Annotated in this window: 11 protein-coding genes; 6 read left to right on the forward strand and 5 right to left on the reverse strand. The window is 61.0% G+C overall.

Annotation, left to right across the window (positions count from 1 at the left end; all coding sequences use genetic code 11):
- Position 1: 1 nt before the first annotated feature.
- Positions 2–874 carry a M24 family metallopeptidase gene (locus PQQ52_RS03440; RefSeq protein ID WP_408206874.1) on the reverse strand — a complete coding sequence of 291 codons (873 nt, stop codon included), beginning with the start codon at positions 872–874 and terminating at the stop codon, positions 2–4.
- A 276-nt stretch (positions 875–1,150) separates the two neighbouring features.
- Between PQQ52_RS03440 and PQQ52_RS03445 the strand changes: the two genes are divergently transcribed.
- Complete coding sequence (locus tag PQQ52_RS03445; protein WP_408206876.1) at positions 1,151–1,504, forward strand: DUF1428 domain-containing protein; 354 nt, start codon at positions 1,151–1,153, stop codon at positions 1,502–1,504.
- A gap of 39 nt (positions 1,505–1,543) precedes the next feature.
- On the opposite strand, the gene PQQ52_RS03450 is transcribed toward PQQ52_RS03445, so the two are convergent.
- The 4 genes from PQQ52_RS03450 to phnA form a co-directional block, all read right to left on the reverse strand.
- Positions 1,544–2,701: an alpha-hydroxy acid oxidase gene (locus tag PQQ52_RS03450; RefSeq protein WP_408206878.1), complete on the reverse strand. Its 1,158-nt coding sequence runs from the start codon at positions 2,699–2,701 to the stop codon at positions 1,544–1,546.
- A gap of 42 nt (positions 2,702–2,743) precedes the next feature.
- Positions 2,744–3,436, reverse strand: coding sequence for an NnrU family protein (locus tag PQQ52_RS03455; RefSeq protein ID WP_408206880.1), 693 nt, complete (start codon positions 3,434–3,436; stop codon positions 2,744–2,746).
- 239 nt (positions 3,437–3,675) lie between these two features.
- Positions 3,676–5,130 (reverse strand): phosphonoacetaldehyde dehydrogenase, encoded by a 1,455-nt coding sequence (gene phnY / locus PQQ52_RS03460; protein WP_408206882.1) that lies wholly within the window; start codon positions 5,128–5,130, stop codon positions 3,676–3,678.
- 13 nt (positions 5,131–5,143) lie between these two features.
- A complete protein-coding gene (gene phnA / locus PQQ52_RS03465; protein ID WP_408206884.1) occupies positions 5,144–6,379 on the reverse strand; it encodes a phosphonoacetate hydrolase in 1,236 nt (411 codons plus the stop codon).
- 273 nt (positions 6,380–6,652) lie between these two features.
- Between phnA and PQQ52_RS03470 the strand changes: the two genes are divergently transcribed.
- From PQQ52_RS03470 to PQQ52_RS03490, 5 genes are all read left to right on the forward strand, one after another.
- Complete coding sequence (locus PQQ52_RS03470; RefSeq protein ID WP_408206886.1) at positions 6,653–7,663, forward strand: putative 2-aminoethylphosphonate ABC transporter substrate-binding protein; 1,011 nt, start codon at positions 6,653–6,655, stop codon at positions 7,661–7,663.
- 118 nt (positions 7,664–7,781) lie between these two features.
- Entirely contained in the window at positions 7,782–8,873 is a 1,092-nt protein-coding gene (locus tag PQQ52_RS03475; RefSeq protein WP_408207708.1) for a putative 2-aminoethylphosphonate ABC transporter ATP-binding protein, read from the forward strand.
- Positions 8,870–10,597 (forward strand): putative 2-aminoethylphosphonate ABC transporter permease subunit, encoded by a 1,728-nt coding sequence (locus tag PQQ52_RS03480; RefSeq protein ID WP_408206887.1) that lies wholly within the window; start codon positions 8,870–8,872, stop codon positions 10,595–10,597. The genes PQQ52_RS03475 and PQQ52_RS03480 overlap by 4 nt, the downstream gene beginning before the upstream one ends.
- A 34-nt stretch (positions 10,598–10,631) precedes the next feature.
- Positions 10,632–11,762, forward strand: a complete 1,131-nt coding sequence (locus PQQ52_RS03485; RefSeq protein WP_408206889.1) for a 2-aminoethylphosphonate--pyruvate transaminase — start codon at positions 10,632–10,634, stop codon at positions 11,760–11,762.
- A gap of 116 nt (positions 11,763–11,878) precedes the next feature.
- Positions 11,879–13,267, forward strand: a complete 1,389-nt coding sequence (locus PQQ52_RS03490) for an FAD-dependent oxidoreductase (protein ID WP_408206891.1) — start codon at positions 11,879–11,881, stop codon at positions 13,265–13,267.
- The last annotated feature ends 1 nt before the right edge of the window (position 13,268 follow it).

Raw genomic sequence — 13,268 nt, forward strand, 5'->3', positions numbered from 1 at the left:
GTCATGCCGCGACCAACGCCTGCCTGCGCTGCGCCCAGCGGCGCACGTGCGGCAGGTCGTCGTCGAGCCAGTAGGCATCGTCATCGGTGATGACCAGCAGTTCTTCGAACTTGGCGCCCACACCCTGAAAGCCGAGATGCGGCTCGACAGCCCACAGGCCTGGCGTCGGCGCGTGATCGGAGCGGCGATCGATCGACCACAACGGCGACCAGCCTTCCTTCCTGCCTGCGCTAACCTGGTCGAGCACGAGATTGCGCGTGGCGTTCAGGCCGAAACGCGCCACGAAGCGCGGCTTCGCGGGCTTATGCAGCTTCGCGACACGGTGCGCCAGGACCTTGAGCGGATAGGCCTTGTGACGTGGCTCCACGCCCTGTTTTCTGCATAACTGATCGACCGCGCGCGCTACATCCGCAAGCGTGCGCCGTTGCTTCACCATGCTGACGATCAGCTCGCGGTGCTCGGCGAGATCGTCTTTCAGCTGCTCGAGAATGGGATTTGTGCCGACGCAGGTGGCGTAGCCGACATCGGCGATGACACCGTTTAACACCGGCGCTACGTCGAGAATCACCGGCATGTTTTCTTCCAGCCGGCGCGAACTCGGGAAAAAAGCCAGGTTAAAGCCAGCCATATGCGATAGCCCCGAAAACCCCTCGAAGGCGGTCCGGTCGCCGAACCAGGCGAAGGGTTTGTGCAGCCAGTCGCGCACGCCGTGATCCTGCAACCATTCGGTCAGCAGCCGGGCGGCGTCTTTTTCCGTCATGCCGGGCTGGAGCATGTCGCCGACGCTCTCGACGCACCGATAGGCCAGTTGCTGGACTTCGCGGAATTGCGCCAGTTCGTCCACGTTGACGTCTGGAATGGCCCTATCACCCATACCTGCCTCCCGAATATGCTGTCCGACGGCGTGCGGCGACCCGTCATGATGACATTTTTTATTGTTACATTGATCAATGTAACGATTGGATGCTACACCATGCGGTTCGCCCGTCCACTAGTTGTTTCCCCTGGGGCCCGGTTGAAGACGGTACGGTCGCGGTCGATTTCATCGCGTGTCGTTCGTCGTGCTTATAGGATGGTGGTGCGCTGACGCCGGTCCGGGTGTCGTCGCTTTCCGCCCCTATTCGACTTTCAACCAGAAAGGAGCGCGTTCATGACTTACGTCGATGGATTTGTCGTGCCGGTAGCTACGATCGACCGCGAAAAATACATAAAACAGGCTGCGATGGCCGCGGGCGTCTTTAAGGAGAACGGTGCGTTGCAGGTGGTCGAGTGCTGGGGGGACGACGTGCCGGAGGGAAAGCTGACTTCGTTTCCGATGGCCGTCAAACGCAAGGATGACGAAACGGTGGTGTTCTCGTGGGTTGTCTGGCCGTCGCGTCAGGTCCGGGATAAAGGCATGAAAGCCGTGATGGCGGATCCGCGCTTGCAGCCTGACGTGAATCCGATGCCTTTCGACGGCAAGCGGCTGATCTACGGTGGCTTCGAGGTCATCGTGGATGTGTGAGGTCAAAGGGGGCAGCGCCGTCCGCCCCCCGCACAGCTTTTATCGCGTTTTAATGGGCGTGTCAGGCAGCAGGATTCGCCCGTCCACCTGGCGGATGTCGGTGTGGCCGCAAAAGGCCATGGTGATGTCCAGTTCCTTCTGGATGATCTGCAGGCACTGCGTGACACCCGCCTCGCCCATCGCACCCAGGCCATAAAGGAAGCTGCGGCCGATCAGCGTTCCCTTCGCGCCGAGTGCAACGGCTTTCAGCACGTCCTGTCCGCTGCGGATGCCGCCATCCATCCACACCTCGATACGGGAGCCGACCTCGCGTGCGATCTCGGGGAGTGCCGAGATCGACGAGGGCGCACCGTCGAGTTGACGGCCGCCGTGGTTGGAGACGATCAACGCGTCAGCGCCGCTGTCGGCGGCAAGGCGTGCGTCTTCGACATCCATGATGCCTTTCAGAATGAGCTTGCCGCCCCACAGCTTCTTGACCCACTCGACGTCCGCCCAGCTCAGCGTCGGATCGAACTGCTCGGCGGTCCACGAACCGAGGGACGACAGATCGCCCACCCCCTTTGCATGGCCGACGATGTTGCCGAAGGTGCGTCGTTTGGTGCCGAGCATGCCGAGGCACCAGCGCGGCTTGGTCGCGAGGTTGATGAGATTCGCGGGGGTCAATTTCGGCGGCGCCGACAGCCCGTTCTTGATGTCCTTGTGGCGTTGGCCGAGGATCTGCAAGTCCAACGTCAGCATCAAGGCACTGCACCGCGCCGCGCGAGCGCGCTCGATCAATCGCACAATGAAATCGCGGTCGCGCATCATATAAAGCTGGAACCAGAACGGTTTGCTGGTCTCAGCGGCCACGTCCTCGATCGAGCAGATGCTCATGGTGGACAAGGTGAACGGCACGCCGAACTTTTCCGCCGCGCGTGCCGCGAGGATTTCGCCGTCGGCATGTTGCATGCCGGTCAATCCTGTCGGTGCGATCGCGACAGGCATGGCGGCTTCCTGGCCGACCATTTCCGTTCGCGTGCTGCGGCCGGTCATGTTGACCGCCACGCGCTGGCGCAGCTTCAATTGCTGGAAGTCGCTTTCATTGGAGCGGTAGGTACCTTCTGTCCACGAGCCACTGTCGGCGTAGTCGTAGAACATGCGTGGTACACGCCGTTGAGCGAGCTGGCGTAAATCTTCGATGCAAGTGATGGCAGGCACGGTTTCTCTCAGCGCAGGGAACAACCGCGAGTGTAGCAGCCACTACAGCCAGCGCCAGATGCCCGCGGCCCAACCGGCGAGGGGGATATGCGCCCAGGTCGCAACGAGCCAGACGACGAGGCCGCCCAACAGCGCGTGCAAACCGAATCCGCCCAGCCGCGCGCGGCCAGTGGCGATTGCGGCGAACGGCAGGTAGCTCGTCTTCGATTCCCATACGGGCCAGAGATCGGGCTGGAGCTGCTCCTTCTTCCGGTCCTGCAATGCGGCGCCGAGGAGCGCGAGAAGAATGATCGCCGTTGCGATGATGATGTTCTTGGTCACCGGGAACACGGCGATGTGGCACAGCCCCCAAAGTGCGAACGACCACATCATCGGGTGACGCGTCACCGCGTACACGCCGCGCGCCGTATCCGGGAATGGGCCGGGCCGGCCACCGGTGGGGAGCGCCGGGTTACGGATCAGAGAGCCCATCAGGAGGACTGACGCGATCAGCATGAGCACGGTTGTGAGCGCCCAGAGCCCGTTTCCGACCGGCCATAATGATTCCGTCAGGGGCGCCTTCCGGTAGGCCACGATCATCCAGCCGAGCGTCAGGAAAGCAACTAGCGAATAGACGCCCAGGAACCCCAATTCGCCGATTGCGCCGACCAGACGCTTGCGCAGCGGATGGGACAAGACAAAGTGACTACCCACGAAGGCGATTGCCGCCACCGCAACTGCGTTGGTGCTTCCCATTGGCCCGGCTCCTCAAGTCATGTCGCCGGTTGACCGTATTGCCTAGTGTCGACGGCGTGGTACAGGAATTTTCAGTTGCCCTTGCCTTTGATCTTACCCCAACGGAACTTGAAAAAATGACGGCTGCGTCGCGCATCACGTTCCCTCTCAACGTGAATTCCGCAGCCGCACCGCTGCATCTTCATTGCACCGGTTGCATGCCGGGAAGCGCGTCGGCGCTTCCCGGCCTCATTCCACCATCACCATGGCAGCGAGTAGGTCTTCGTATTGGTAAAGCTCTTCATGGCCTCCTGCACCCCTTCCTTGTAGCCGAGCCCCGAGTCTTTCACGCCGCCGAACGGCGTGAGTTCAAGCCGGTAACCCGGCACTTCACGCACATTCACGCTGCCCACTTCCAGTTCGGTAATGAACCGCGTGATGTAATCGAAACGATTCGTGCAGACCGACGACGACAACGCATAGTCCGTGCAGTTCGACATGCGGATCGCTTCGTCGATGTTGGCAAAGCGCATGATCGGCGACACGGGTCCGAACGTCTCGTACTTGACGAGCGGCATGTCGGGCGTGACACGGTCGACTACCGTCGGCGAGTAAAGCGCGCCATTGCGAACGTTGCCCGCAAGCAGACGGGCACCGCGCGACAAGGCGTCGTTGACCTGGCGTTCGCAGAACTGCGCGGCAGCTTCGTCGATGACCGTTCCCATATCGACTGAACTGTCCGCCGGATTGCCATATTTCCAGGCGAGTGTCTTTTCTACGACAAGATCCGTGAAGCGGTCGGCAACCGCCTCATGCACCAGCATGCGCTTGATCGCGGTGCAACGCTGGCCCGAATTCTTGTACGAACCCGATACGGCGAGCGAACTGGCTTCGTCGAGATCGGCGTCCTCCATCACGATGATCGGGTCGTTGCCGCCCAGTTCGAGCACGGCGCGCCGGTAGCCCATTCGCGAGGCGATAGATTTGCCGATCGAGACGCCGCCGGTGAACGTGATGAGATCGACAGCGGGGTTTGTGATCAACTCATCGGCAATGACGCTCGGGTCGCCCGTCAGCACCTGAAGCATCTGCACGGGTAAGCCGGCTTCATAGAGAATGTCGGCGAGCAGATAGCATGACAGCGGCACTTTCTCCGACGGTTTCACGACGATGCGATTGTTCGTGGCAATCGACGGCACGATCTTGTGCGCGACCTGATTCATCGGATGGTTGAAAGGTGTAATGGCGGAGATCACGCCCAGCAGCGGATCGCGTTGCGTGTAGACGCGCCGTTTCTTGCCGTGAGGCGTGAGATCGCACGAGAAGATCTGTCCGTCGTCTTTCAGCACTTCGCCGGCGCCGAACACCAGCACGTCCGCGACGCGGCCGGCTTCGTAGATCGAATCCTTCTTGCACAAGCCGGCTTCCGCCGTGATGACGGCGGCGATTTCCTCGGTGCGTGCACGCACCGCGTCGGCCGCGCGACGCAGGATCGCGGCGCGCTCATAGCGCGTCAGTGCAGGGCGATATGCACGTGCGAATTCGAACGCGCGTCGCACGTCCTCGAGTGTCGCTTTCGGCACGGTACCGACGAGCGAACCATCGTAAGGGTTGCGCACTTCGATCACTTCATCGCGAAAGATTTTTTCGCCGCCGATACGCAGCGCTTCATGACGCACCTGCAATTGATTCTTGATTTCAGCCACAGCATTCATTTCTGATCCCCGTTCATTGAAGGTGATTGAGCGCGATATCGATGATGTCGAAGTTGCGCAGCCGAGCCCGCTGCGTGACCGACTTCGCGACCGGCTGATTGAACAGGAGCGGCACGATCTGCTCGGCAAGGCCGCCATGCGAGCGCAGTGGCACGTCGAGCCCGGACAGATCGTGCTTGATGCGTCGCGTGCCGAGCACCACGTCGCGCGTCGAGATCACGATGAGGTCGCCCATGCGCGCAGGCGGTAGTTCGAAGCGCGCGCAGCCTTCAGCACCCGTCAGCACGACTTCGATGCCGGGTTCCGCTGCAAGCCGGAGGCGCATTGCTTCGAGGTCGACTGAGGCGGGCAGATAGACCGTCGCGAACGATCCGAGCGCGCCGTGATGCACGACGTAGGGATCCGTGATCGGCAGGATCACGCGGGCAGCGTCTTCGCCAAGCCACTCGTCGAAGCGCTCCTGCAGATAGATCACATTGGGCTCGCCGTCTTCGTTGTGCTTTGCATTCATGCCGTGGTCGGCAGTGAGCGCGACGATCGCACCCAGTTCGTCGAGCCGCTGCAGATAGCCGTCCATCATCTGATAGAACGCGTTCGCACCCGGGGTGCCAGGGGCGCACTTGTGCTGCACATAGTCGGTGGTCGACAGGTACATCAGGTCGATGTCGCGGGCTTCGAGCAGCCGCACGCCGGCCGCGAACACGAACTCGGACAGCTCCGCGCTATAGACGCTCGGCACCGGCTTGCCGACCAGTTCGAGCAGGTTGTCGATGCCGTTCTCCTCGAGCGTCGCTTCGTCGGCTTTCTCCGCCGAGAAGCAGACGCCCTTCAGACCCTTGCCAAGCAGCCGGCGCAGTTTGTCTTTTGCCGTGACCACCGCAACGTTCGCGCCCTGGTCGGCGAAACCGGCGAGCACGGTAGGGGCGACCAGGTACTTTGGATCGTTCATCAGCACCTCGGTGCCGCTGTCGCGATCGAAAAAGTAGTTGCCGCTAATGCCATGCACAGCGGGCGGTACGCCCGTCACGATCGACAGATTGTTCGGGTTCGTGAAGCTCGGCACGACGCAGTCGCCCTTGAGCGAAGTGCCGGGATGCAGCAGCTTGCCAATAAAGGGCGCGACCCCGGCCGCAGCCGCCATCTCCAGATATTCATAGGCGCAGCCGTCCACGCAGACCACGACGACGGGTCTGCGCATCCAGTTGTAGCTGCGGCCGTTCACTTCAATAGAAACCGGTGTTTCGCTCATGACATGTCCTCTGGGCTAGGGGTAATTCGGGTGATGGCAGTGCGGCGTTATGTGGCAAAGTGTGGCAATACTTGACATTAAAATTGATACTTTGTAGATTGTCAACAACAGACAACAAATCGCAGATTCTAAGGGGTGGTCGTCTGGAGGGTTGCAACACGCAGTAGTCCCGTAGCACCGGTCGTTTTCGTCGCTGGCCGCGACGCCACTTTTTGAAGGGGTCTGGAAATGAAGGAAAAGTCGGGGTTTAAAGGTTGCAGAGGTCGTCTGAATATGGCGCTGCGCTGTCTGGTCGCCACTGCCGTGACGCTCGGCGCGGTTCAGTTCGCGTACGCAAAAACGCAGTTGCTGGTTTATACGGCGCTCGAAGACGAAGCGATGAAGCCCTATAAAGACGCGTTCGAAAAGGCCAATCCGGATATCGAAATCCGTTGGGTTCGCGATTCGACCGGCGCGGTCACCGCAAAGCTGATCGCCGAAAAGAGCAATCCACGGGCCGACGTGGTGCTCGGACTCGCGGCATCCAGCCTGACGCTGCTCGATCTGCAGGGCATGCTGATGCCCTACGCGCCGAAGGGGTTCGACAGTCTGACGCGCAAGTACAGCGACGCGAACACGCCGCCGCACTGGGTTGGCATGGACGTATGGGGCGCGACGGTCTGCTACAACCGCATCGAAGCGGAGAAGCGCCACTTGCCTAAGCCGACGTCATGGGAAGACCTGACCAAGCCGATCTATAAGGGCATGGTCGTGATGCCGAGTCCGGTGTCGTCCGGCACCGGCTATCTGGACGTGACGTCATGGCTGCAAACGTTCGGCGCCGACAAGGGCTGGAAGTACATGGATGCGCTGGACAAGAACGTTGCGCAATACGTGCACTCAGGCTCGAAGCCCTGCACGCTGGCGGGCACCGGCGAATTTCCGATCGGTATCTCGTTCGAATTCCGCGGCCACGAGTTGCAGGCGCAAGGCGCTCCCATTGACCTGATCTTCCCGAAAGAAGGGCTGGGTTGGGACATGGAAGCGACCGGCATCATGAAAACAACAAAGCAGCCGGAAGCGGCCAAAAAGCTCGCGGACTTTATGGCCAGCAAAGAGGCCAATGAAATCACCGCGCAATGGTGGGCGATCGTTGCGTACCCGGGTGTCGCGAAGAAACTCTCGGGCATCCCCGATAACTATTCGGAATTGCTCGTGAAGAACGATTTCACATGGTCCGCAAAGAACCGCGACGCCATTCTCGCGGACTGGCAAAAACGCTACGGCGACAAGGAACAAAAATAAGGCCGGGTTCCGCCAGGTGTAGACGAGCGCCGGGCTGCGCGCTGCGCGGCCCCGAACGATGCGGTGATGCAACGGCAGTGCATCGTCGCCATGCAGATAAGCGGTACCGGAGGAGATGATGACAGCGTATTTGAGCGTGCAGCAGGTCTATAAGCGGTTCAACGACACGCCGGTTCTGGAGGACATCAATCTTGGCGTGAAGAAGGGAGAGATGCTCTGCTTTCTCGGCCCGTCGGGATGTGGCAAGACCACCTTGCTGCGGATCATTGCCGGATTGGAAACACAGAGCGCCGGACAGATCATGCAGGACGGCCGCGATATTTCACGCCTGCCGCCCCAGCTTCGCGATTACGGCATCGTGTTTCAGTCGTACGCGCTGTTTCCGAATCTGACCATCTTCGACAACGTGGCCTATGGCCTGGTGAATCGCAGGATGAAGCGCGCGGCGATCGCCGATCGTGTGAACGAACTGCTCGCACTGGTGGGCTTGCCGGATGCGCAGCGTAAGCATCCGAACCAGTTGTCGGGTGGCCAGCAGCAACGTATCGCGCTGGCGCGCGCGCTGGCCACATCACCGGGGCTGCTGTTGCTCGACGAGCCGCTCTCGGCACTCGACGCGCGAGTGCGTGTGCGCCTGCGTCAGGAAATCCGTCAGTTGCAGCAACGCCTCGGCGTGACCACGATCATGGTGACGCACGATCAGGAAGAAGCGCTATCTATGGCCGACCGGATCGTGGTGATGAACCAAGGCGTGATCGAGCAGATCGGCACGCCGCACGAAATCTATCGCGAGCCGGCCTCGCCGTTCGTTGCCGATTTCATCGGCAAGGTCAATCTGATTCCGGCTGAAGTGGCGCACGACGGCAGTCTCAAGGCGGGTTCCATCGCGTTGCGCTACGGGTGCGGATCGGAGCGCGCGGTCCTTGGGTCGAAAGTGTCGGCGTTCGTGCGCCCGGAAGACATTCACCTCAGCGCGCCGGGTAGTGAGGCGGACAACCTGCTGCCTGCCTCGGTCGAAAAACTGGAATTTCTCGGCGCGTTCTGCCGGGTCAGCTTCAAGGTGGACGGGCTCGGTGAGCAGGAGGTCGTCGCCGACCTGTCGTTCCATGAAATGAATCGTACCCGCCTGCAACCGGGGTCGCGTTTCAATCTGGCCATCAACCGCGAACACGTGTGCGTCTTCTCCGCCGCGAAGGAGCGACTTCAATGAGCGCCGTTCTGATCGAGCGCCGCAGCGGCGAGGAAGGTCACGCTGAGGTGCGCCAGAAGAGCCATTGGCATGACCGGATCGCGCAGTTGGCCCTCCTGCTGATGTCCGCGTTTCTCGGCATGTTTCTGCTGGTGCCGCTGGGACTGGTCATAGGGAAATGTTTCGTCGATGCGGATGGCCATTTCGTCGGACTTGCCAATTTCAGCGGCTATCTGGTGGATTCGGGTGTGTGGACGTCGACACTGCATTCGGTCACGGTCGCCTGCCTCGTGACGGTGATCGTGATTCCGATGGCTTTTACGTTTGCGTACGCACTGACCCGCTCGTGCATGCCGATGAAGAACGCCGTGCGCACCGTCGCGCTGCTTCCGCTGCTCGCGCCGACGCTGCTGTCCGCAGTGTCGTTCATCTACTGGTTCGGTAACTCGGGCATCCTGAAACCCTTGCTTCATGGGCATTCGATCTATGGGCTGCCGGGCATCGTATGCAGTCTGGTCTACGCCTCGTTTCCACACGTGCTGATGATTCTCGTGACGGCGCTGTCGTTGTCCGACGGTCGCTTATACGAAGCGGCCGAAGCGATGGGCACACGCCGCACCCGCAAATTCTTCACGATCACCCTGCCGGGCGCGAAGTATGGGCTGATCAGCGCGACGATGGTGTCGTTCACGATCTGCATCAACGACTTCGGCGTGCCCGTTGTGATCGGCGGACCTTATTCGGTGCTTTCCACCGACATCTATAAGCTCATCATCGGCTTGCAGGATTTCAACCGGAGTGCGGTGGTCAGCCTGCTGCTGCTCTGTCCGGCGCTGGTCGCGTTCGCCGTCGACTTCTTCATTCGCCGCAAGCAGCAATCGCAACTCGGCGCGCGCTCGACGCCGTATCAGCCGAAGCCCACGCGTGGCTTCGACATGGCGATGCTCGGGTACTGCGGCTTCGTCTGCCTGCTGCTGCTGGCGGTGGTCGGCATTTCGGTGTTCGCTTCGTTCGTGAAGTTCTGGCCGTATCAGATGAGCCTCGGCTTGCAGCACTACAAGATGGGACTGATCGGCGCGGGAATCTTCGACGCCTACAAGAACAGTCTGAAGATGGCCGCGTGCGTGGCGATCGGCGGCACTATCATCGTGTTCGGCGGCGCGTATCTCGTCGAGAAGACGCGCGGGCCGCGCTGGTTACGCGGCTTTATCAATCTGTGCGCGATCCTGCCGATGGGCGTGCCGGGTCTCGTGCTCGGCATCAGCTACATCTTTCTGTTCAACTCGCCCTCCAACCCATTGAACGGTCTTTACGGCACGCTCGCGCTGCTCGCGATCGTCACGGTGGTGCACTACTACTCGTCTAGCCACCTGACCGCGGTCACTGCGCTTCGTCAGATCGACAACGAGTTCGAAGCGGTCTCGGCTTCGCTGAAAGTGCCTTTCTACAAGACGTTTTTTCGCGTCACCGTGCCTGTGTGCCTGCCGTCGATCCTGCAGATCGCGCGTTATCTGTTCGTCAACGGCATGACCACGGTGTCGGCGGTCGCGTTTCTCTATTCACCCGATACGCAACCGGCCTCCGTCGCCATTCTCAATCTCGACGACGCTGGACAGATTGGACCGGCCGCCGCGATGGCCACGCTGGTCCTCGTGACGGCCGCGTTCGCCTGTGTGCTGTTTGCCTGCGTGTCGCATGGCGTATTACGTAGGACCCAGGCATGGCGTACGCCGCGCCGTGGCTGAAACGAGTCTTCATCAAGATCTATAAGGAGCTACTGTGAATCTGCCCTCCCAGCCCATTCTGCTTACCCCCGGTCCGCTCACGACCTCCGACCGTACGCGTCAGGCGATGCTGCGCGATTGGGGATCGTGGGACGGTGACTTCAATCAGATTACCGCCCGTGTCCGTCAGCAGACGCTGCGTATCGTGCATGGCGAAGACACGCACGAATGCGTGCCCTTGCAAGGCAGCGGCACGTTCTCGGTCGAAGCCGCGATCGGCACGCTAGTGCCGCGTGACGGACAGGTACTGATACCGAACAACGGCGCGTATTGCCAGCGGATCGCGAAGATTTGCAAGGCGCTCGGCCGCCGTCACCAGACGCTCGACTATCCCGAGGACACGCAGGTCAAAGCGGCGGATGTCGACCGCGCATTAGCGGCCGATCCGGGCATCACGCATGTTGCGCTGGTGCATTGCGAAACCGGCGCCGGGGTGCTCAATCCGCTGCATGAGATCGCCATGGTTGTCGCGAAGCATGGCCGCAGTCTGATCGTCGACGCGATGAGCTCGTTCGGCGCAATCGACATCGACGCGCGTGAAACGCCTTTCGACGCCGTCGTGGCCGCCTCCGGGAAATGTCTGGAAGGGGTGCCTGGCATGGGTTTTGTGATCATTCGCCGCAGCACGCTGGAGCAATGCGAAGGCAATAGCCCGTCGCTCGCGATGGATCTGTACGATCAGTGGGCCTACATGAACCGCACGACGCAATGGCGCTTCACGCCGCCCACCCACGTCGTCGCGGCACTGGATCAGGCGATCGCGCAATACGTGGAAGAGGGCGGTCTCGAAGCGCGCGGCGCACGTTATGCCAGCAATTGCCGGGCTCTGGTCGACGGCATGGCCGCGCTCGGCTTTCGAACCTTCCTCGACCCGGCGATTCAGGCGCCGATCATCGTCACCTTCCATGCGCCTGACGATCCCAAATACGACTTCAAGACGTTCTACACCGAAGTGAAAAAGCGCGGCTATATCCTGTATCCGGGCAAGCTCACCCAACTGGAGACATTCCGTGTCGGCTGTATTGGACACTTCGGCGAATCCGGTATCCCCGGCGCGGTCGCCGCTATCGCCGATACGCTGAAGGCGATGGGCATCACGCGGGTATCGGCGCAGGCGGTGGCCTGAGTTGGAGTGAGTTGACGAGTCCATGTCCACGTGCAAAGGCTTCTTTCCGTTGGCGCGGGGAGAAGTCTTTCTGTTCGACGCGTGGCGTTAAACCGTTGTATCAATGCGAGCAATTCATGCGTCCGTTCTGGATTGAACAAGCACTCTTTGCCGATGGATCACTGGCGCCCGCACTGCAAGGCGCGACCACTGCTGATGTTTGCATTGTCGGCGGCGGTTTCACGGGTTTATGGACGGCCATCCAGGCGAAACAGAAGAAGCCCGATCTCGACATCGTGATCATCGAGAGCGATTTGTGCGGCGCGGGCGCAAGTGGCCGCAACGGTGGCTGCCTGTTGACGTGGTCGACCAAGTTCTTCACGCTGCGGCGCCTGTTTGGTGAGGCCGAAGCGATCCGTTTGGTGAAAGCGTCCGAGGCTGCTGTTGGGCGGATTCACGACTTCTGTGTCAAGCACGATGTGGATGCCGAGCTTCGGCTTGACGGCACGCTTTACACCGCGACTTCGCGCGCCCAAGTCGGACTGCTCGATCCGGTGATTGCCGCACTGAGCGAGCATGGCATCAATTCGTATCAACATCTTTCGCCGGACGAGGTGGCGAGCCGTTCCGGCTCGGCGCGCAATCTCGGCGGCGTGTATTCGCCGGTCGCGGCAACGGTTCATCCGGGCAAGCTCGTGCGCGGCTTGCGGCGCGTCGCGATCGAAATGGGTATTCGTATTTACGAACGCACGCCGATGCTCGACTTCACTTCCGGCGAATGCGTGACCGTGCATACGCCGGCTGGCAGCGTGACGGCTTCCAAAATGGTGCTCGCGATCAATGCGTGGATGGCGAGCCGCTTCCGGCAGTTCGAACGCACGCTTGCCGTTGTCTCCAGTGACATGATCGTCACCGAGAAATGCCCGGAGTTGCTGCATCAGATGGGTTTGAAAGACGGCGTGTCCGTACTCGATTCACGTATCTTCGTTTACTACTATCGCAGCACGGCGGACGGCCGGCTGATGCTCGGCAAGGGTGGCAATACGTTTGCCTGGCGCGGCCGGATCGCGCCGGTGTTCGATCAGCGCTCGCCCTATGAAGCCGATCTGACGCGCAGCCTGCACGATTTCTTCCCGGCGTTGCGCCACGTGCCGGTGACGGCGAGCTGGAACGGTCCGTCGGATCGGTCGGTTACCGGCTTTCCGTTTTTCGGCAGGCTCGACGACGCACCGAACGTGCTCTACGGATTTGGCTATTCCGGTAATGGTGTTGGACCGACCTATATGGGCGGACAGATTTTGTCTTCGCTGTTGCTCGAGCTCGACAACGAATGGACGCGCAGTCCGTTGGCGACCGGACCGTTGGGCTATTTCCCGCCAGAACCGATCCGGTTCGTCGGCTCGATTACCGTGCGCGACGCGATTCGGCGCAAGGAGCGCGCGGAAGACGAAGACCGCCAGCCCTGGCTGGTCGACCGCTTGCTGAGCAAGCTCGCCAATGCTGCGGGGAAGTCGGATAAAGCGTAGG

It is taken from the genome of Paraburkholderia sediminicola (assembly GCF_046030555.1).
In the GTDB taxonomy this organism is placed as follows: domain Bacteria; phylum Pseudomonadota; class Gammaproteobacteria; order Burkholderiales; family Burkholderiaceae; genus Paraburkholderia; species Paraburkholderia sediminicola_E.